This is a genomic window from Snuella sedimenti, assembly GCF_016428595.1.
Lineage (GTDB): Bacteria > Bacteroidota > Bacteroidia > Flavobacteriales > Flavobacteriaceae > Snuella > Snuella sedimenti.
On sequence record NZ_JAELVQ010000001.1, the window covers coordinates 409,024 to 430,901 of the forward strand.

The following is a 21,878-nucleotide window of genomic DNA, read 5'->3' on the forward strand; positions in this document are numbered from 1 at the left end:
TTATGATTTTATAAAGTTAACAAAACTTAGCTTTAATTTTATCGACAATGGTTTGCGCCAATTTTTCTTTACTTTCAACTGTCCAGCCAGCCACATGTGGACTAAGGAGTACGTTATCTGCTTGTATTAAATACTTAAACGCTTCGGGTAAGTCGGATGCAAACAATTGCTCAAAAGAAGCCTTTTCATATTCCAGCACATCGAGTCCGGCGCCAAGAATTTTACCGGATTTCAAAGCTTCTACCAGATCTTGGGTTACAACGCTCTTGCCCCTAGCTGTATTTAAAAACCAAAACGGCTTCTTAAATTGCGCTATAAAAGCTGTATTTATCATCTTTAGGGTTAATGGTGTTTGCGGGGTATGCAAACTCACAACATCTACCCGTTCCTGAAACTCAACCAAACTCACTTGTTTTGCATTGTCATCACCTACACCGTTCTTAATATCATAGCACAGAACGTCCACATCAAAACCGCGGAGTTTTTTTGCAAAGGCCTTCCCCATATTGCCATATCCAATAATGCCAACTATTTTTCCATCTAATTCTATACCGCGATTCGCCTCACGAAGCCATTGACCAGATCGTACTTCGGCATCAGCTTTATTAAGTTTATTAAACAAGGACAATAGCATTCCCAGAGCATGTTCGCCAACTGCATTTCGATTGCCTTCTGGTGCTGCAATTAGGGTAATGCCTTTTTGCTTGGCATAGTCGCAATCTATATTTTCCAAACCAGCACCAACCCTTCCTATAAATTTCAAGTTTGTCGCAGCATCCAAAAATTGTTTGTCTATGGTAAATCTACTACGGATAACAATACCATCATATTCTGATATTTTAGCTTCAACAATTTCTTTTGAAGCTGTGTAATCTTCGTGATTGGCAAAACCCAAATTATTAAGTTGACTAATAAGTAATTCGTGATTGGTGTCTAAGTGAAGGATTTTCATTTGTAATAATTATCAAGCAAAATTACGAAGTTTTGAATTAGGGTTCGAACTATTTTGTAGATTCCTGTATGCGTAGGAATGAGAAAGAATGCCTGGTAAAAAGCCCGACTAGACATTACGATCTTATTTTAACGTGGGTTCTATCTAATAAAATCATTTGATTTCAATACAAAATCCCTTCGGAATTCCACTCAATCTAACTTGATTATGTAGCCTTACCCAAATTAAGACACCGCTAAATTCAACAAATTTCCATTCAAAAAATTATATCCCTAAAATCATTTTAGCAATCCAGAAGTAAAGTAAAATCCCTAAAATATCATTACTAGTAGTGATAAACGGTCCGGTTGCAATCGCTGGATCTATACCTCTTTTATCTAAGAACAATGGCACAAAGGTACCAATTAACCCCGCTATGATAATAACAGCTACCAAAGACACAGAAATAGCTAGCGCTTTATTTATTTCGCCATTATAACCCCAAACAAATAAGAATAGAAAAATAGCTAGAATGGTTCCATTAAGTGTTGCTAACAACATTTCTTTTAACAGCCTACTGTTTACGCTCCCTTTTACATCATCATTAGCCAAACCTTGTACAATAATTGCGCTGGATTGAACCCCTACGTTTCCTGCCATAGCCGCTATAAGTGGCGTGAAAAAAAAGAGTACTGCGTATTCCTTAAAAGCATCTTGAAACCCTTCCATAATCATGAAGGCTCCAACACCTCCTATTAATCCTAGGAACAACCATGGTAATCGTGCTTTAGTAAGTTCAATAATATTGTCGTCTGAATCTACATCTTGGGTAATACCTGCAGCCAATTGATAGTCCTTATCGGCCTCTTCCTTCATAACGTCTACGATATCGTCGATGGTAATACGTCCTAACAAGGTTTTATCCTGACCCACAACAGGTATGGCCTCCAAATCATACTTTTGCATTACCTTGACCACTTCTTCAACATCTTCATCAACATAAACAAAGTCGACATTGGAAATGTAAATATCCGCTATCTTTTGTTCACTTTTGGCAACAATAAGATCTTTTAATGAAAGTCGTCCAACCAGCTTTTCTTGTTTATCGACAACATAAATAGAATGCACACGGGTAACTTCTTTAGCTTGCCCTCTTATGCGACGTAGGCATCCGGCAACTGTCCAGGTTTCATATACCTTAACCAATTCTTTTGCCATAAGTCCACCAGCTGTATCCTCGTCATAAGCTAGAAGCTCTTTAATTTCGGCCTTGTGTTCTTCGTCTTCAATCTGAGAAATAACGTCTTGCTGGCGATCTTCCGGTAATTCGGCTATAATGTCGGCCGCATCATCAGTATCCAACTCTTCAACCTCTTCGGCAATTTCTTTATCCGACAGGTTCTTTAATACCTTTTCCCGATTATCTTCATCAAGCTCCATCAAGACATCCGAAGTCGTTTCCGAATCCAAAAGCTTGATAACATACATGGCGTCGTCGAGACTCAACTCATCCAAGATCTCGGCTATATCGGCATAATGGTACTCACTTAAAAGCAGACGTAATGCTTTATCGTTTTTTGCTTCGATAAGCGACTCTACTTGCTCAATAAGTGCACCGGTCAATTCAAATTGTATGTTTTCTTTTTCTTCAGACAAACTGGATAAAAGGTTAACTGTTAAATATTACTTTCAATTAATTGTGTAAGTGTGATAAATTCTTGAACACTTAATTGTTCGGGACGTTTGCCAAATATAACATTTGCTTTTAAATTATCTGACAAATTAAATATTTTTAAACTGTTACGAATTGTTTTTCTACGCTGTTGAAAAGCTGTTTTAACGACTTTAAAAAACAGTACCTCATCACATGGCAAAGTATACTCTCTTTTTCTAATAAGTCGCAAAACACCTGAATCTACTTTTGGTGGCGGATTGAAAACAGAAGGTGGTACAGTAAATAAATATTCGGCATCATAGAATGCCTGTACCAAAACGGATAAAATACCGTATACTTTACTTCCTTCTTTAGAGCAAATGCGTTGTGCTACTTCCTTTTGGAACATCCCTGAAAACTCTGGAATTTGATTCCGCATTTCTAGCGTCTTAAAAACAATTTGGGTTGAAATATTATACGGAAAGTTCCCTATAATAGCAAAGGGTTCTCCCTTAAAAACGGCGTTAAGGTCGTATCTTAAGAAATCTTTTTCTATAACCCTGGAAGCCAGATTTAAATAGTTTGCCTGTAAATATGCAACCGACTCGGTATCAATTTCTATAACATAGGTAGCCACTGGCTTTTTAAGTAGATACTTGGTTAACACCCCCATACCCGGTCCAATCTCTAAAACTGCTTGGTATCCATTTAATGTTAGGGTGTCTGCTATATCTTGAGCGATGCTTTCATCGTTCAAAAAATGTTGCCCTAAATGTTTCTTTGCTCTTACAGTCATTCGTGATTTATTAGGTAATGTTAACTTTGGATTCCGATTAATCTTATTTAAAATTCACCGTATATTCATCAATAATCTCCAGCTCGGTTCTAAAAGCTAGCATTTTATCGGCGAATTTTTTAAGTCCTTCATTTCGTAATCGATCGGCATCTTCTTTATAATAAGCATCCAAAGCTGCACGTGAATAGGATCGGTACTGAATGGAATAAGTAACCCCTCCCATGTCTTCTTCTACCAATACCCTGGTTAATTTTGCATCTTTAAACTTCCCTGTAGCCAATACTTGTGGGATATGCTCTTTTATCCAAATCAGCCATTCGTCATGGATAGATTCGTCTACATTTATAGTTACATTATATATATACATGGTAATTCTAAATAATGGTATTGGTAAAAAACCTATGAATTATTATTTATCGTTTTGCAAATAACCGAAGTTTATGCTACTATCGCAAGCTAATTGATCATATCTCCACGCAAAGCTCTATATTTCCTTCTAGCCTCCACAAAATAAATACTATCTGCGTGATTAAAAATGATCTGTTCGTACAAAGCTTTTGCTTTTTCCGGTTCTTTAAAATAATTCACATAAATGTCTGCTAATCTAAAATAGGCATCATCTATCAAAATACCTTCACGATAATTAGCAATAATAGCCTGGTAATTGGCCTCTGCTTTATCAAATTGCTTCTTCTTTTCAAATAATTGGCCTTGCTTGTACAAAGCCTGAGCAATAATTGGTTCTGTTTTATGCGCTTCTAATATATTATCCAATATGCGTATTGCTTCATCGTCTCTATTTTGAAAAGCTAATAAATCGGCTTTAGCATAAAGCTTTAAAGCCGTTTGTAATGAATCTTCATACTTATTATCCGAAATAAGTAATTTTAAATCCAGTGCGTCGTTAGCAATAAGTTGCGACGTTGATGCCTTTAAAATTTTAAGTTGTGATTCTGCCCATTTAAAATCGCCTTTGTAATAACTTGTTTTTGCTACTTTAAAACGCGCCAACTGTGAGATGGTACTGTTTTTTAAATTCCGCTGAATTTGTGTGTAATATATTAACGCATTATTGAATTTTTCCTGTAATACCAGAATGTCACCCAATTCTAACTTAATCTCTGCCTGTTGTAATTTTGTTAAGGGCAAGTCTAAAGTGTTCTTTAAAAACACTGTCGCTTTATCGGCTTCATTTCTGTAGAATGCTAAAAAATGGGCGTAAGCAATTTGCAATTTAAAGGTTTGGGGCAAATTCCCGTATTCTTTAAATATATTTAAATACTTTTCTGCAATAACACCGTAGTTGTCCTTATCACTAATTTTCGTTTCTAATTGCAATAAATTATAATGGGCTTCTAGTAATGTATCGGTATCTTGAGCTGTGTTTATTATAAACTCAAATATCTCCTTTGTTACGTCTATTTTATTCTCCCCCGAAGCAATAAGTGCTAATTCTTCTATTCTATTTAAACTCTCTGGCTGTCGGTTAAAAATAGCACGTTCTTGAATAAAGGCTTTTTTATAATCCTTTTGTTGGACAAACAACCAACTTAGCATATCATTCCACACTAAATTGGGTGCTTGCTGTATGTTTTTAAGCAAAATTTTACGGAGCAATATGTTATTTTCATTTGTACTGTCTTCACTTATAAAATCATTAATAGCACGCTTAACATTACCCAATGCTATCGGATTGGAAGCTACAAACCCCATATAGCTATAAAACATTTTTTCGATGTTACCCTGCTCTCCATAAATTTGGGCTACTTGTAGACTAAAATTGAATTCAGGTTTTAACTGCATTGCTTTTTCATAAACAACAATCGCTTGGTCCAAAAGCGTATGATTTTGAAAACTACGTGCTACAGAAAACGCATAATTGGCATTTGTATCCAAACTAGCAATCGCTTTGTTATAATTTGTGGTTGCGGCATCCAGGTCGCCTTTAAGTTCATGGTTATACCCGAGTTCTACAAGCAGAGCTGGATACTTAATACGTTCCATCACTTTTAATATAAATGCTTCGGCTTCATTATATTGCTCTAATTGCTGATGGGTTTTAATAATTTGATTTACATAATTGAAATTAGTAGAGGCTTGGGCATACAACTTTTTATACTCATACAAGGCTTTTTCAAAATCACCATTTTTAAAATATTCTTTTGCAAGCAAATCGTCCTGCGAAAACGCAGAAGCACTTATAAAAATGAATATAATAAAAAGGCGTTTCAAGCACATACATCTTATATAATTCAGGTAACAGAATTGTTTTAGAAGTAAATTCATTCTGGTTACCATTTCCAAAATCAATATCAACAAATAAATACGCCTTATAAGGCTTTTTATTGAATTGATTTAAACTTTTACAAATTGGCTAAAAAATTGCCAGTTTGCACCCATACTTTGTCTTTTTATCGTCACGTTGCCCTACTATGCGACTCAAAAAAGCCTTCATCTGGTCACAAACCCATCAATTTTCGCTTCAGTCCAAAAAGTTTAAACCTCTTCATTATGTAAATATAACAAATGTGTTCTGGAGCGTATATAAAAAATGCCCGAATTTGCATTCGGGCATTTACCAACCAAAATAAATGTCCAATTAATTACCGTTAATTAAAAACGATATAATTACTCGATTGGGGACAGTAACTTTAAAATAGAGTTGAATTTTACTTACTTACTATCGCTGTTATTTTGTTTTCAGGTTTGGAAATATCAAAATCTGAAAACAAAACTTTACCCGCAATAAACACCAAAGCAATCAAAAGTACTATGCGTTTAACATTCTTCATGGTAGGCTAGGTTTAGATTTGATATAGCTAAATACTAAAATATAATTCTAAACACAAAAGAAATGACCACAAAATCGCCAAACAGCAATCATTTTATGCTTTTAATCGATAAAAATAAACAAAAACAATTAAAAAAGAAAGTTTAAACTTACATTTTTAATTAATCTTTGAAAATCCAGTATAAGACTGTAGAGCCTCTGGAATTAAAATTCCATCTTCTGTTTGGTAGTTTTCCAATATACCTGCAAGAACACGTGGTAATGCCAAAGCACTTCCGTTTAAGGTATGTGCCAACTCATTTTTACCATTATTATTTTTAAAACGCAGTTTCAAACGGTTAGCTTGGAAAGTTTCAAAATTAGACACCGAAGAAATCTCCAACCATCTGTCTTGTGCAGTAGAGAATACTTCAAAATCGTATGTTAAAGCTGAAGTAAATCCTAAATCACCACCGCAAAGCCTTAATATTCTATATGGTAATTTTAGGTCCTGCAAAATAGACTTTACGTGGTTTACCATACCATCTAAAGCATTGTAAGATTGTGAAGGGTGCTCTACCCGTAAAATTTCAACCTTATCAAATTGATGCAACCTATTTAATCCTCTTACATGCGCACCGTAACTTCCGGCTTCACGACGAAAGCAAGGTGTATATCCTGTAATAGCAATAGGTAAATCATTTTCATTTAACAGTGTATCTCTAAAAATATTAGTTCCCGGAACTTCGGCTGTGGGGATTAAATACAAATTATCTTCTGTAACATGGTACATTTGCCCTTCTTTATCTGGCAATTGTCCCGTCCCAAAACCTGAAGCTTCGTTCACCAAATGTGGTAATTGGTATTCGGTATAGCCTGCAGCAGTATTCTTATCTAAAAAATAAGCAATTAACGCTCTTTGCAATCTGGCTCCTTTACCTTTATAAACAGGAAACCCAGCTCCTGTAATCTTATTACCAAGTTCAAAATCTATAATATCATACTTCTTAGCCAATTCCCAATGCGGTAAAGCACCTTCGTGCAATACAGGAATATCACCTTCTCGATAAACCTCTTCGTTATCTTCATCGGTATTTCCCGAAGGAACTATTTCATTAGGTACATTGGGTATTTTATAAAGTAGTTCACTTAGTGCTTCCACCGTAGCATTAAGCGATTCGTTAAGTTCTTTTGTTTGTTCTTTTAACTGACTTGTCTTCTTTTTTAAAAGATTTGCCTTTTCTACTTCTCCCGATTTGTATAAACCGCCAATTTCTTTAGATAATGTGTTTAACTCGGCAAGCGTATTGTCCAACTCTGTTTGCATCCGCCTTCTGTCTTCATCTAAACCAATAACATCGTCAATCATCTTGGACGCATCAATATTTCGCTTAGCCAATCTGGCGATTACTAAATCTTTATGTTCTCTTATAAAAGGGACTTGTAACATAGTTGAAATTTTTAAGCCACAAATTTAGGGAATTACTAAAACATTCGGTTGTCTTTCGCAGGTAAAATCTACAAAGATTATTTCTCATAACACATTAAACAAATCACAATAAAAACAAACTTTTCGTTTTAGTTAAATACAGTGTTTGGCAATGTATGCTAATGCTATTTCTTTGTCTTTTAGCAGCTGTGTTTTTAAATCATCTATCGATTCGAACTTTTGTTCATCACGCAAGCGATGTAATATAGATACCTTAATTTTATGATTGTAAATATCATCATTAAAATTAAAAAAATGCACTTCAATAGTTTCTTTATCACCTTGAACCGTTGGATTCATTCCAATATTCATCATGCCATAAAGCTTCTCGCCATTTATGGTTGTCATTACCACATAAGCTCCATATTTAGGGATAAGTTTATAAGGTTCTTCTATATGGATATTGGCAGTAGGAAACTCAAATTGTCTACCCAAGCCCTTACCTTTAACCACTATACCGGTAAGCATGAATTTATACCCTAAAAAGGCATTTACTTTAGCAATGTCTCCAGCGTTCAAAGCCTTTCTTATTTTAGTGGAACTAACGGCAACATCATCAATATCTTGGGCAGAAATCTCTTCTACTTCAAAGCCGTATACATCACCAAAGGCTTTCATATCTTCAATACTAGCATTCCTATTCCTTCCAAATCTATGATCGTATCCTATAATTACTTTTTTAGCCCGTAGTTTATCTACCAATATTTGCTTAACAAAGTCTTCTGCCGACAAACGCGAAAACTCGGGGGTAAACTTTTGAATAATTAGGTAGTCTAAACCTAAAGTTTCCAAGATTTCTCGACGCTCATCAATAGTGTTTATAAGCTTTATATTTGTATCGGTTTGCAATACCATTCGTGGATGCGGAAAAAATGTTAATATAACCGATCGCAATCCATCTTGTTTTGCTGTTTTTATTAAACGCTTAACTATTTTTTGATGTCCCATATGTACCCCATCAAAAGTTCCAATAGTTACAATTGTAGGCACATCTGGTGTATATGATTCAATATTTATAACGTTCCCCATAAATCAGGTTAAATTGCCAGTTTCATTAAAATAAATTAGCTTTGTTTGGCAAGTATTAGAATTGCCCTAAAAAAAATTTATGAAAACAAAACTACATTATGTTTTGTCAATGACAATGCTTTTGTTAAGCTTTTCGGCTTTGGCACAAAATTCTTCATGGAAAAAAATCCAATCGGTTAAAAATCCTGAAAATTTATCAAAATTTCATTTAAACAAAAACAAAGTCCAATTATTTGAACTCAACTTACCTTTACTAAAAAAAAATATGGCTTCTGCAACAAAACGTGGCAGCAATACAAAGCAACGTTATACAACCGTTTCCGTTCCAGTTTCGGCCGATACTTTTGAAACATTTAAAATTTATGAAACCTCCACGCTGTCACCTAGTTTGGCTGCCAAATTCCCCGATATTAAATCGTATACAGGTGTAAGCATAAACAATCCTAAAATACGATTGCGCATGAGCGCATCACCCCACGGTATTCAAACCATGATTTCCAATACCGATAAGCCTTATGTGTTCATGCAACCTGTTAGCAAAGGATCTAATCAATATGTATTGTACGACAAAGAATCAAAAACAAATGGTACAGGAACGTTTAAATGTGCTGCTCTTGAATCCCTAAATACAAGTTTCAATAAAACCGGACAATTGGCCAAAATAAATGACGAAGGTGGCGCCAATGACCAAACCTTACGTAAATTTAGATTAGCGGTTTCTACAACAGCCGAATATACGGCATATCATGATGATGGATTTGGAGGAAACGGTAATGCAGTTGCAGATGCTTTAGCTGCCATAAATGCTACAATAACAAGGGTAAATGAAGTATTTGAAACAGATATGGCTATAACTTTTGAGCTAGTAGACGCTACCCAATTAATTTATACAGATGCAGCTACAGACCCGTATTCTGATGCAGATATTGGAGTGCATGATGACAACGTTAACAATCTTAATGGATGGAGCTTACAACTTCAAAAAACCTTAAGTGATGAAATTGGAAACGCCGCATACGATATCGGACATTTATTTGGTGCTAGTGGAGGCGGTGGCAACGCAGGATGCTTAGGATGTGTTTGCAGGGACGACAATATTAGTATAGACACCGATAAGAATAAAGGAGCTGCTTATACCTCACCTGCTGATGAAATTCCCGAAGGCGACACGTTCGACCTTAATTTTGTAGCCCATGAGATAGGTCATCAAATGGGAGCCAACCACACTTGGGCTTTTGATACTGAAGGTTCAGGAGTAAATTCCGAACCTGGCAGTGGCTCAACCATTATGGCATATGCTGGTATTACTGGATCTGATGACATACAGAATGACAGTGACCCTTATTTCCATTACCACAGTATCAGACAAATTTTGGATAATATTTTAAATAACAGAACCTGTTGGCAAAATAACTCTGTTTACAACCCTGGCAATATCACAAACAACCCTCCAATTGCTGATGCAGGCAATAACTATACTATTCCAGCTGGCACTCCCTATATGTTAATTGGTTCGGCTAGCGATGCTGATGGTAGTGATGTGCTCACTTATTGTTGGGAACAAACCGATAGTGGTGAAGTAGATTACGTAAATTTTGGCCCTACACTAGCTAGCGGCCCTATGAATCGTTCTTTACTTCCCAATAGTTCTCCTATAAGATATATACCAAGACTGAGCAGTGTTTTAGAGGGTAACATTACACAAAGCAACCCGGGGCTAGGAAGCGACTGGGAAACGGTAGCAACTGTAGACCGAACTTTAAACTGGGCCTTAACTGTCCGTGACAGGAATCCATCGAATCCAACGGAAGCTCAAAGCAGTTTTGACACCATGCAAATTCAAGTAGTAGACGGTACTGTAGAAAACCCTGTAGGCCCCTTTCAGATAACATCGCAAACAGCAACAGGGATTAGCTGGTCACAAGGTGAAACTATAGAAATTACTTGGGATGTTGCCGGCACCAATGCCAATGGCATTAACACTTCACAGGTAGACATCTTATTATCTACCGATGGTGGTCTAACCTTCCCGACAACACTAGCTAACAATATTGCCAACGATGGATCACAAAATATTATCGTACCTAATACTGCTGCTCCTTTTTGCAGGGTCATGGTAAAGCCTGTAAATAATATTTACTACTCGGTAAACCCTGTTGATTTTGCCATAGGTTATACAGTAACCACTACCTGTAATCAGCAATTTATCTCAAATTCCAATTTAAATGTATCGATTCCTGATGGCACTGGAGAAAATCAAGCTGGCCCTTCAGTATCTAGTACCATTAATGTACCAACTTCTGGTATTATTAGTGATATTAAAGTTAATGTTGACGTATCACATTCTTATATTGGCGACCTTACCGTAACATTAACCCATCCTAATAATACGACCACAGTACAATTGTGGGACAGAAATTGCAACGAAGATCCGAGTAACGAAGATTTTGATATTGTATTTGAGGATGGTGCTTCGGGTGTTGCTTGTAACACTCCAACCACTGGCACTTTCTCTCCTGCATCTCCTTTAAATGCCTTTAACAATCTGGACAGCGAAGGCGATTGGACACTTACTATAAACGATAATTACATAGGTGACACAGGTACTTTAAACGATTGGTATTTGGAATTCTGCACTACGACTACCACCCTTAACACCCCTAACTTTATTGGATTTGAAAATTTAAGGGTTTTTCCCAACCCAAATAACGGAAGTTTTACAATAACAACAAATGCAGCAACTGAAAAGCCCATTAACGTATATGTTCACGACGTTCGCAGTCGACTTATTTACAACAAAACTTTTGAGAAATCGGAACTGTTTAGTGAAACGATCGATCTTGAAAATGCACTAACGGGAATGTACATTTTAACGGTAAGTAATGCCAAACATAAAACTGTAAAAAAGATCATTGTTGAATAAATCTAAAACAATATCTCACTTTATTTTCCATTAAAAGTATTCATGGTAAGACTTGCTCCTGCCAGCACAAAGGACTTTATTAGTTTAACCGATTGGTCTAGGCGTTCTTCTAATTTTTCGGTTTCGTCTTCTCCCCATTCGCCTAGCACATAATCGACTTGCCTGCCCTTACTATATGCATTACTAATACCAAACCGGAATCTGTTGTATTTAGTTGTTTGTAATTTATCCTGAATGTCTTTCAATCCATTATGTCCTCCATCACTCCCCTTTGCTTTTAACCGAATACTTCCAAAAGGCAAGTTTAGGTCATCGGTAATCACCAATAAGTTCTCTAATGGTATTTTCTCTTTTGTTAACCAGTACAATACAGCCTTTCCACTTAAATTCATGTAGGTACTTGGCTTTAATAAAACACAGGTTCGCCCTTTTATTTTATAGGTTGCAATGTCCCCCAGCTTTTGGGCCTCAAAGGATAAGTCTTCCTTACGCACCAAGTGATCTAATATTTTAAACCCAATATTGTGTCGTGTGTTAGCATACTTCTCGCCAATATTACCAAGGCCAACAATTAAGTATTTCTTCATGGAATCGTGTTGTTCTAACGTGCCTTCTCTTTTACTCTTAAATAGATTTTTTAAAAACCGACACATAGTACATTTTTCTGTAAAAATAAAAAAGCATCCTGAATAATACAGAATGCTTTCCATTATAATTATATGTTTAAGCAGTTGCTTACTCTGCTGCTGCTGGCGTTTCTGCTCCTGCAGTTGCTTCTACTTCTTCATCTTCATCATCGTCATCTACAGATGTTCTAGAACGTCTTACTTGACAAACTACTGTGTTATCAGGATGCATAAACTTATACGCATCATTTTCTAAAGTAGTAACATAAAGTTTATGTCCTATACGTAATGGTGTGATATCAGCTTCGATAAAATCTGGCAAGTTAGCCGGTAAGGCTTTTACTCTTAAGCTACGTCTATTTTTACGTAAAACACCACCATTTTTAACACCACGAGAGTTTCCAACGAAAGTTACTGGAATATCCATCGTTATTTCTTTATCTTCAAATAACTGATAGAAATCTACATGTAAAATTCTATCTGTTACGGGGTGAAATTGAATATCCTGTAAAATAGCATTAAAGGTTTCACCACTTTCTAAAGCAATCACAACTGTATGCGCATTAGGCGTGTATACTAGTTTTGAGAAAGCTAATTCTGCCGAAGAGAAATGAACTGGCTTATCTCCTCCGTATAATACGCAAGGAACCTGACCAGCATTACGTAAGGCTTTTGTTGCTTTTTTGCCCACGCTTTCTCTTTGAGATCCGTTGATTGTAATTGATTTCATTTTAATTTATATTAAGTTATTACATTACAAATTTTGAACTAATAGACTTATTATTGTGCACTTTTTGCATAACATCTGCAAACAGGTCGGCACAACTTAAAACGCGTATTTTTTCACTTTCTTGCGAAAGCGGAATCGAGTCTGTTACTATCAATTCTTCTAATTTCGATTGTTCCAATCGCTCATAAGCATTTCCCGATAAAATAGGGTGTGTACAAATAGCACGTACACTTAATGCACCTCGCTCCATCATTAAATCTGCCGCTTTTGTTAAAGTCCCAGCAGTATCGACCATATCGTCAACCAACACCACATTCTTCCCTTTAACCTCACCTATAAGTTCCATATGCGAAATCACATTGGCCTTGGCGCGTTGCTTGTAGCAAATTACCACATCGCTACCCAGCGCTTTAGAATAGGCATAAGCTCTTTTAGAACCACCCATATCTGGCGAAGCAATGGTTAAGTTAGGCAAGTTTAAACTTTGTAAATAGGGCAGGAATATAATCGACCCATACAAATGATCTACTGGTTTTTCGAAAAACCCTTGTATTTGATCGGCATGTAAGTCCATTGTAATAATACGTGTAGCCCCAGCTGTTTCCAACATTTTAGCTACCAATTTGGCTGCAATGGGGACTCTAGGCTTATCTTTTCTGTCTTGTCTGGCCCATCCAAAATATGGTAAAACAGCCGTGATATGTCTAGCAGAAGCGCGCTTAGCGGCATCAATCATTAGGAGCATTTCCATTAAATTACCAGGACCCGGGTTGGTCGAACCGATAATAAAAATACGTGTCCCTCTAATAGACTCCTCGTAAGAGGGCTGAAACTCACCGTCACTGTAAGTAGACGTAATAACATTACCTAAGCTGGTACCAAAGGCTTTTGCAATCTTTTCTCCAAGAGCTTGACTCTGGGTACATGCAAAAATTTTAGCTTCGGTTATTACAATTGGCATGGTTAACTTATTGTTTTATAGCGCCAAAGCGCACATTATTTTTAACGAGGTGCAAATTTATACATTTATTTTAACCTAAAAAGTATATTCCTGAGTATTTTTATGTTTAATATCAAAAAAATATCTATTTTTGCTGTCCGAAAAGCTCAAGTGGCGGAATTGGTAGACGCGCTGGATTCAAAATCCAGTTTCTTCGGAAGTGTGGGTTCGATTCCCACCTTGAGTACTTTTTTAACATCAATTTTCCATAAAAACCTGTAAATTAAATGTTTACAGGTTTTTTAATTTTATTTAGTTCCAATTAACTACATAAATTATTAAATAAAAAGGAGCTAATTCGGTGTCACTTTAGAAATTAAAAAAGTGACACCGAATATATATTAACAAATTGAATTTCAGTACATTAAAAAGAATGTCGTTTGTTTTATTTTTAGTATATTCAAGTCTAAAAATCACTGACACCGATGAATAAATCTTTTTCACTTTTATTTTACATTAAAAAAAGTAAAGCCGATAAACAGAATGCAAAATTCGGACAAAGTATACCACTAACTTCGGAGCAAAGTGAGCCACCCTTGCCGGTCTAAATTGAGCATAGCTTGCCGGACGAAAGTGAGCCACTAAAAATCGTTTCTATTTGAGTTTACAAATAATCTTTCTTTTACAGGAAAAGATTATGGCAAACAAACAAATAGACATGCGAAAAGTAAAAACCTTATTCAAGTTACATTCCCAAGGCACTAGTAAACGGCAAATAAGCACACAGCTAGGCATATCACGCAATACCGTGAGTAAATACATTAGCTTTTTTAAAGCCTTTAAATTAACGTCCTATGAAGTGTCCGCTTTAAGCATAGAAGAGCTCCACAAACTCTTTTTAAACAAGGCAAAGCCCAAGAACGAAAAGTTACTGACCCTAGAGCAGTACTTTCCATATTTTGATAAAGAGATGAAGAAAACGGGCGTCACACAACACCTATTATGGGAAGAATATAAAGAGCGCCATCCCGATGGTTTTCAGTTCTCACAGTTTAGGTATTGGTATCTGGAATGGCGCAGGGAAGTCTCTCCCGTGATGCACTTTAACCACAAAGCGGGCGATAAGCTCTTTATAGATTTTACGGGCAAGAAGCTAACCATTGTAGATAGGTATACGGGTGAGATTAAAGAGCTGGAAGTCTTTGTCTGTGTGTTGGGTGCCAGTCAACATACCTATGTAGAAGCCTGTGGGAGCCAGAAAAAAGAAGACTTTATTCGTTGTATAGAAAATGCCCTATGGTTCTATGGCGGTGTGCCCAGGGCATTGGTAACGGACAACCTTAAAGCGGCTGTAACTAAAAGTAGCCGTTATGAACCAAAGATTAACGAGACCCTTTCTGACTTTGCAGATCACTATGACACTACCGTGCTCCCCACAAGAGCATATAAACCCAGGGACAAGGCCATAGTAGAGAATGCCGTACGTATTATATATACCCGGGTATTTGCCAAACTTAGAAAAGAAACTTTCCATAGCGAAACAGAGATCAATAGACGTATCCTAGAACTTATAGAGGCACATAACAACATGTCCTTTAGGGGACGTGAATATACCAGAAGCTCCTTGTTCCAAGAACTGGAACGCTCAAAACTTAAGACGCTTCCCGTAAAGCGCTATGAGCTAAAACAGTATGCCAATGGTACGGTGCATAAAAATAGCCACATCTATTTTAATAAGGATAAGCATTACTATAGCGTACCTTACCAATACATTGGTAAGCGCATACGTATCGTTTACTCAGAGAGTGCCATAGAAATCTATTACAAATACAACCGTATAGCCCTGCACCCAAGGCACAGAAAAAAGTATGCCTATACCACTACTAAGGAGCATATGCCCTCACACCATCATTTTGTAAGTGAATGGAGCAGTGAAAAGTTTATAAACTGGGCGGGCAGTATAGGGCACGATTGCCAAGATTACATCATCAAGATACTGGACAAAAAACAACACCCCGAGCAATCCTATAAGTCCTGTATGGGCATTTTACAACTGCAGAACAAAGTAGGGCGCACCCGATTGAACAACGCCTGTAAGCGAGCCTTGGACTACGGAGCTTACATTACAATATCATCGTAAACATCTTGGAGAAAGGCTGGGATGCCATAGAGGATACACCACAAGAACAAAGTCAAGTCCCCAACCACAATAATATCAGAGGAAAAGATTATTATAAATAAACACCATTATGAACACACAAACTTTAGAACAGATGAAGCAGTTACGCTTCTACGGTATGCACAGGGCCTTTAGTGAAACACTGCAAGCAGGCAGTGTGCAGTACACCAACGACGAACTTATTGCCCATTTAATACAATCTGAATGGGATGACCGCTACAACAGAAAAATTGAGCGCCTTACCAAGGCTGCCAAGTTTAGATACAAGGCCATTATAGAGAACATCAATTATGACCTTGGCAGAAATATCGACAAAAACCAGATCCAACGCTTCGCCAACTGTGATTTTATAAAAAATGAAGACAATATCCTCATTACGGGAAGTACCGGTGTGGGCAAGAGTTACATTGCTTCTGCCATTGGTTACCAGGCCTGCACATTAGGGTACAGGGTGATGTATTTTAACACCAACAAGCTCTTCACAAAAATGAAAACGGCCAAGGCCGATGGTTCCTACCTAAAGGAGATCAACCGACTGGAAAAGCAGGATCTACTTATCTTAGACGACTTTGGACTTAAAACCTTAGATAGTGCTAACAGACATATATTTATGGAAATAATCGAGGACAGGCACGGTAAACGTTCCACCATTATAGCCTCGCAACTGCCAACAGAAGCCTGGCACCAAATTATTGGGGAACAGACAATAGCCGATGCCATTTTGGATAGGTTAGTTCACTCAGCACATAGAATTAATCTAAAAGGAGAATCCATGAGAAAAAAATTAAAAAAGAATCACTAATTTTAACACTCAAATAAAACGATTTTTGGCACTTCATTTACACTGCTCACTTTCATCCGGCACGGGTGGTTCACTTTAACCGAATTTTCCACGTTGTAACCAATACGAAAAAAGTTGCGTTTTTATTTTTATACATCGAACTTCTATGTATATTTGTTTTCTCAATAAACATAAAATATGGAAAAACTATCAAAAGAATTGATTGGAGCATCCTCAACGCCAATTATATTATCAATTCTAACAAAAAACGAATCCTATGGTTATGAAATAATCCAAAATATTAAAGAAATAACAGGTGGGAAAATTGAATTTGGAGAAGGAACCCTATATCCAGTTTTACATAAATTAGAAAAAAAAGGTTTGATTCAATCATCATGGAAAGTTGCAGAATCTGGAAGAAAAAGAAAATACTACAAAATTAGTAATGAAGGGAAAAAAGAGCTTAAAATAGAAAAAGAAAATTGGAATACTATTAATCAAATAATATCAAAAATATGGAAAGTAGAACCGAATTTAATTTAGATAATAAAATCCAACAATGGAAATCCAATTTGAATAAAAAAAATAATTTGACTAAATCAAATATCATTGAACTTGAAAGTCACTTATTCGATTTAATCGATGATTTGGGTTCAAAAGGATTAAATGAAGAAGAGTCTTTTATAATTGCACAGAAAAGAATTGGAAAAATTGATGACATCTGTTTAGAATTTGATAAAGTAAATACTAACTTTTCAAACATTAATAAATCAATTCCATATTTAAAAGGCGCATTGATTTATATTGCATTTATAGCCTTGAGCAAATTGTTTTTACTTACCACTTTAGCTCTATCTCAAAAATTAAGTATCAATAATATAACATTTAATACTATTTCTATAATACTATTAGTTTTTATTTCGATTTCTTTCTTAAGCACATTATTTTTTAATTTAAACCGAAGAAAACCATTTTTAAGTAAATTATGCAATATCAATGTACTAGTTCCTTTAATCATTATATCATCACTAATAACATTTAGATTAAGCGCTGAAATAATCCTTCCTGGAATAGATGCCTCTGAATTAGGAAATTTTGGATTTTCATTTTCTAATTTTGCTATAATGGAAACAAATTTTGCTTATTATAAAATATTATGTGGATTCATATTATTGACAACATCATTAATTTTCTTTTGGAGGAACAAAAAACATAATAAAATAAAACAAACGAAATAAGTACTGGTTAAAATAACTAAGTGTTCATGTGGTCTGTAAGACCAAACAAGAACACCGTGTTGACTGAACCGGTTTTGGTCGGTTGGCCTACTATGGGGATTGCCTTGTTTTTTGTGAAGGTTTCTTCGGGACTCCCTGGCCACATGGTGTTTTGCCCTGCATATAAAATAACAAGCATTAAGCTAAATACGATAAGACAAAAATTCCTTCTTAAAAAGATTTAAAGCCTTACCCCTCTTTACTCGTAAGAATATTATTTATATTTGGGTATGTATAATGGAAATATGGTTGCCGGGGTAACTGTGTACAATTGTTAGCCATAATTAACCACTCATGCGAAACAAAGATTACGAAGAATACGCAAGTAAGAAATATGACGAATTAATCGAATCTCAAGAGGCTTTCAATTCAAAATTCAAATTAGAATCTTATTCAAATTGGTTTTATGACCAAGAATCAGAATTGTTACGCGTTTACAATGATGACGATGATGAAATATTTTTCAAATATATTCCTATAGGTACTTATTCGTTAAAGTCTAATACTTGGTTATGGAGTTGGGAAAACGAACATTCTATTGAAAAAAACAAATTGAAAACTTTAGTGGTTAAACAACTCGGAGAAAAGCGCGATTACGAGAAACTGACCAAAGGATTAATAGATTGTGACAGAGAAGAATGTTGGGATTTTGTAGCAATAAGTAAAAGTATGATTAACGCAATTGGTGTTTATTGTACGAATTCAAAAGACTTATTAACCTACAAACTACTTACTAAAGTTTTCACCGATAAAGATTCAAGCTTAATTCGGATGATGAAGCAAAAAACGGTTGATTGTGGAAATCATGGTTTCAGAAGACCTGCTTTCGTTTGTAAACATCTGAACCATAAAGAAAAACTTGGATTTGAGGAAGCTTTTGACACACATAAAGGTATGGACTTGGACGATGAGGATTCTTTTGCTGCTTGGTGTGATGAATGTGAACAAGTACGATTAGAAACTGATGGTTGGAACGAAGAATCGGAGAAGTTTGCTGACATTAAATTGGTTTGTGAAGAATGTTATTTCGAACTAAAAGAGTTTAATAAAAAATGACCATGCCCAATAACTAGGAGTGTTCGTGTGGTCGGTACGGCCAAACATGAACACTGAGCCTGTCCTGAGCATCTCGACAAGCTCGATACAGGCTCAATCGAAGGGTTGACTGAACCGGTTTTGGTCGATTAGCCTACTATGGGAATGTAGCCTCTTACTTTTTCCATTGCCGAAAAAGTAAGCAAAAAGTCTAGGCTTACGATAAAAATCTAAGAAAATGCTACGGCACTCCCACCACGGATGAAAATACCTCCCCCTCATTGCTTCGGGGTCAAACAAGATTTTCATCCATATGTCCAGCCCTGCTACCTTGATTTTTAAGAGTTTTATCGGTAGGCCGCGGTCCATCTTCTCTTTCATCTTCTTTGTTATGCCTGCCTTTCGTCTGAGCCTGTATCGAGCTTGTCGAGATGCTCAAGATAAACTGTGGCAGGTATCCACTTTTGGATGCATTTATAAGAAAACCATATTTATAACACTATAGGTTTTAAAAAATTATCCGATATCATTTTAATAGAAAGCAAGCTTCGCCAAACAACGGTTGTAAGTTTTTATCTATATTTATATCCTGAAAGTTATAGTTAGTGGTATTAAAGTTCCTCTTATCCGGAAACAAAAGATGTAAATTGGATAATGATGCCGCTTATAATGAGTTATGTACAATTATAAAAATGAATGGATAAAATAAGGTCTTTTTTAAATAATTTATTTCGTAATTTTCTTCTAGGACTTCTCTTTTTGGGGATAATCCTTTTCTTCGTTGGGTTAGGATACAGAGGTAAATATCAAAAAGTATCTGACTCATATTTACCGATGGCTTTAATCGGACTCGGGATTTTAACACCTTATGTTATTTATTTATTTTACACATCAAATAAATATATAAAAAGACAAAAAATCCATTTTGAAAAAGAATCAAATGATTTTAATGCATTCTTAAATACTTCAATAAAAGCGGATTTAAATCTTGACGATGTCGAGATAATCTCTTTTAATTCAAAGAGTCCTGACTTTTATGAAACTAAAGTTGGAAAAGTGATTCAAAAAGACTTTTATAAAAATAACAATCTAAATGATGTTGAAGTTGAATTCCCTTTTGGTGGACAAAAATTGAATTACTTCTTTAAAACTGGCAAAGAGCTGGATAGCATTAAAATTCATTTTGCAATTAAAAAAGAAACAAAAATTTACTTTGACGAAAGTGATAGTGACAAAATTTATGTAGATTTTGATTTTCTTAGTAAATAGAAAAACTGTATGAATAGAATAATAATCGGACTTATTTTGACGACTGGTTCACTAAACTTAGCCTTTGGACAGAGCTTACAAGAAGGTCAAAAACGATGGAGTTCTGACCAAAAATTATCTTTCGAAGATTTTAAAATTAAAATCAGCGATGAAAATAATGATGTCATTTTCAGTCAATTTATGATTTCACACGCTATTGGCGGATTTGACTTTATGAAACGTAATCTGAATCAAAAAATAGAAAATATATTTCTTGGTAACGCCTCGTGGATAGACACAATAAAAATTTCTGATATCCAAAAACAAATTGACTTTCAACAAATGCAATTTGCCTTTAAGATTTTGCAAGTACGGCGATCTCGCATAGGTAAAATGAGTTTTGAGACAGACTGCCGTTGTACACAATACCTGAAATGAAAATCGGAACTAAAATATTAATCCTATTTCTGACATTGAATTTGCTTTCTTGTAAAAGTTCAGCGCAGGATATTGAAACAAAAAAACCTGTACCTGAATTTGACTTTTCAGGAATGAATAAAAGTAAGTTTCCGAAGCCCGTTGGATATGTAAATGACTTTGAGCAAATATTTACACCCGACCAAAAAATTCTATTGGAAAAACTAATCTCGAACTATGAAAAACGAACGACAAAAGAAATCGCCATCATAACAGTAAGTACAATTGAGCCTTACGATAACATCAAAGATTATGGAACTGACATCTCAAACGAATGGGGAATTGGAAAAAAAGGAAAAGATAATGGATTGGCAATTATTTTCAGTAAATCTTTAAGAGAAGTTCGTGTCTCAACAGGAAATGGAACTGAAAAAATTTTAACCGATGAAATTTGTAAGAGCATAATTGACCAAATTATGGTTCCAGAATTCAAAAACGGGGAATATTATAACGGAATTGAAAAAGGGTTGCTGGAATTAATAGCAAAATGGAAATAAAAGTACTATGCACAATGTATAACCGCAATTACGGCGGATTCGACTTCGTCCGAATCCACTCGGAATTGCTAACGTCAGTGCTTAAGCGAAAATAATCGCTAATTTAATTCGTAACTTCGGTTATACGAACCGATGTGGTTAATTATGAAAAACTTACTCTTGATAATATTAATTCTGACATTTGTAAATTGCAAAAACGATTCTGACAGAGTTATTTCCAAAAACTCAAACGATGCAGAGATTATCTATAGAAACCATTTTAAAAGAGGTTGGATGAAGGACTCCATAGCATCCGCGACTTTTGACCTTGCATCTGAACAAAATGCAAAAGGGAACTATAAAAAAGCAAAAGAACTATATCAAAAGGCAAATCAAATTGTAGGCTCACCCATATTAGAACTGTCTAATTTTCTAAAATTTCAACAAAGTTATTGTTTTTAATTGTAATGGAGCTAGCTCCATTACAATTGACTTCTGCATATTTTATCGGGGACAT

General features: G+C 35.6%; 20 protein-coding genes and 1 tRNA gene. 10 read left to right on the forward strand and 11 right to left on the reverse strand.

Going from position 1 to position 21,878, the window contains the following annotated elements:
• Positions 1-16: 16 nt before the first annotated feature.
• From JF259_RS01695 to JF259_RS01725, 8 genes are all read right to left on the reverse strand, one after another.
• The gene (locus tag JF259_RS01695) at positions 17-952 is read right to left on the reverse strand and encodes a 2-hydroxyacid dehydrogenase (RefSeq protein WP_199112565.1); all 936 of its coding nucleotides are present in this window, start codon (positions 950-952) and stop codon (positions 17-19) included.
• Positions 953-1,216: 264 nt separating this feature from the next.
• The gene (mgtE, locus tag JF259_RS01700; RefSeq protein ID WP_199112567.1) at positions 1,217-2,587 is read right to left on the reverse strand and encodes a magnesium transporter; all 1,371 of its coding nucleotides are present in this window, start codon (positions 2,585-2,587) and stop codon (positions 1,217-1,219) included.
• A 20-nt stretch (positions 2,588-2,607) separates the two neighbouring features.
• Entirely contained in the window at positions 2,608-3,381 is a 774-nt protein-coding gene (gene rsmA / locus JF259_RS01705) for a 16S rRNA (adenine(1518)-N(6)/adenine(1519)-N(6))-dimethyltransferase RsmA (protein WP_199112569.1), read from the reverse strand.
• Between the two features lie 43 nt (positions 3,382-3,424).
• Positions 3,425-3,748 carry a DUF4286 family protein gene (locus JF259_RS01710; protein ID WP_199112571.1) on the reverse strand — a complete coding sequence of 108 codons (324 nt, stop codon included), beginning with the start codon at positions 3,746-3,748 and terminating at the stop codon, positions 3,425-3,427.
• An 89-nt stretch (positions 3,749-3,837) separates the two neighbouring features.
• A complete protein-coding gene (locus tag JF259_RS01715; RefSeq protein WP_199112573.1) occupies positions 3,838-5,619 on the reverse strand; it encodes a tetratricopeptide repeat protein in 1,782 nt (593 codons plus the stop codon).
• 431 nt (positions 5,620-6,050) lie between these two features.
• Entirely contained in the window at positions 6,051-6,173 is a 123-nt protein-coding gene (locus tag JF259_RS17670; RefSeq protein WP_262894857.1) for a hypothetical protein, read from the reverse strand.
• A 156-nt stretch (positions 6,174-6,329) separates the two neighbouring features.
• The gene (gene serS, locus JF259_RS01720; protein WP_199112575.1) at positions 6,330-7,601 is read right to left on the reverse strand and encodes a serine--tRNA ligase; all 1,272 of its coding nucleotides are present in this window, start codon (positions 7,599-7,601) and stop codon (positions 6,330-6,332) included.
• Between the two features lie 132 nt (positions 7,602-7,733).
• On the reverse strand, positions 7,734-8,669 hold the full coding sequence (locus JF259_RS01725) for a bifunctional riboflavin kinase/FAD synthetase (protein ID WP_199112577.1): 936 nt from the start codon (positions 8,667-8,669) through the stop codon (positions 7,734-7,736).
• Positions 8,670-8,748: 79 nt separating this feature from the next.
• Between JF259_RS01725 and JF259_RS01730 the strand changes: the two genes are divergently transcribed.
• Positions 8,749-11,592 (forward strand): zinc-dependent metalloprotease, encoded by a 2,844-nt coding sequence (locus JF259_RS01730; protein WP_199112579.1) that lies wholly within the window; start codon positions 8,749-8,751, stop codon positions 11,590-11,592.
• Positions 11,593-11,612: 20 nt separating this feature from the next.
• Here the strand turns inward: JF259_RS01730 and pth are convergent, their stop codons facing one another.
• The 3 genes from pth to JF259_RS01745 all read right to left on the reverse strand — a co-directional run bounded on the left by pth (position 11,613) and on the right by JF259_RS01745 (position 13,909).
• Complete coding sequence (gene pth / locus JF259_RS01735; protein ID WP_199112639.1) at positions 11,613-12,245, reverse strand: aminoacyl-tRNA hydrolase; 633 nt, start codon at positions 12,243-12,245, stop codon at positions 11,613-11,615.
• 82 nt (positions 12,246-12,327) lie between these two features.
• The gene (locus tag JF259_RS01740; RefSeq protein WP_199112581.1) at positions 12,328-12,948 is read right to left on the reverse strand and encodes a 50S ribosomal protein L25/general stress protein Ctc; all 621 of its coding nucleotides are present in this window, start codon (positions 12,946-12,948) and stop codon (positions 12,328-12,330) included.
• Positions 12,949-12,967: 19 nt separating this feature from the next.
• The gene (locus JF259_RS01745; RefSeq protein WP_199112583.1) at positions 12,968-13,909 is read right to left on the reverse strand and encodes a ribose-phosphate pyrophosphokinase; all 942 of its coding nucleotides are present in this window, start codon (positions 13,907-13,909) and stop codon (positions 12,968-12,970) included.
• Between the two features lie 144 nt (positions 13,910-14,053).
• Between JF259_RS01745 and JF259_RS01750 the strand changes: the two genes are divergently transcribed.
• From JF259_RS01750 to JF259_RS01790, 9 genes are all read left to right on the forward strand, one after another.
• Positions 14,054-14,135, forward strand: a tRNA-Leu gene (locus JF259_RS01750).
• A 450-nt stretch (positions 14,136-14,585) separates the two neighbouring features.
• Positions 14,586-16,028, forward strand: a complete 1,443-nt coding sequence (istA, locus tag JF259_RS01755) for an IS21 family transposase (RefSeq protein WP_233164038.1) — start codon at positions 14,586-14,588, stop codon at positions 16,026-16,028.
• 109 nt (positions 16,029-16,137) lie between these two features.
• The gene (istB, locus tag JF259_RS01760; protein WP_199112585.1) at positions 16,138-16,869 is read left to right on the forward strand and encodes an IS21-like element helper ATPase IstB; all 732 of its coding nucleotides are present in this window, start codon (positions 16,138-16,140) and stop codon (positions 16,867-16,869) included.
• A gap of 177 nt (positions 16,870-17,046) precedes the next feature.
• A complete protein-coding gene (locus tag JF259_RS01765) occupies positions 17,047-17,391 on the forward strand; it encodes a PadR family transcriptional regulator (RefSeq protein WP_199112587.1) in 345 nt (114 codons plus the stop codon).
• Positions 17,364-18,086, forward strand: coding sequence for a hypothetical protein (locus JF259_RS01770; protein ID WP_199112589.1), 723 nt, complete (start codon positions 17,364-17,366; stop codon positions 18,084-18,086). The genes JF259_RS01765 and JF259_RS01770 overlap by 28 nt, the downstream gene beginning before the upstream one ends.
• A 333-nt stretch (positions 18,087-18,419) precedes the next feature.
• A complete protein-coding gene (locus JF259_RS01775) occupies positions 18,420-19,181 on the forward strand; it encodes a DUF6882 domain-containing protein (RefSeq protein WP_199112591.1) in 762 nt (253 codons plus the stop codon).
• Positions 19,182-19,856: 675 nt separating this feature from the next.
• Positions 19,857-20,429, forward strand: coding sequence for a hypothetical protein (locus tag JF259_RS01780; RefSeq protein WP_199112593.1), 573 nt, complete (start codon positions 19,857-19,859; stop codon positions 20,427-20,429).
• A 9-nt stretch (positions 20,430-20,438) separates the two neighbouring features.
• On the forward strand, positions 20,439-20,846 hold the full coding sequence (locus JF259_RS01785; RefSeq protein ID WP_199112595.1) for a hypothetical protein: 408 nt from the start codon (positions 20,439-20,441) through the stop codon (positions 20,844-20,846).
• Positions 20,843-21,382: a TPM domain-containing protein gene (locus JF259_RS01790; protein WP_199112597.1), complete on the forward strand. Its 540-nt coding sequence runs from the start codon at positions 20,843-20,845 to the stop codon at positions 21,380-21,382. The genes JF259_RS01785 and JF259_RS01790 overlap by 4 nt, the downstream gene beginning before the upstream one ends.
• The last annotated feature ends 496 nt before the right edge of the window (positions 21,383-21,878 follow it).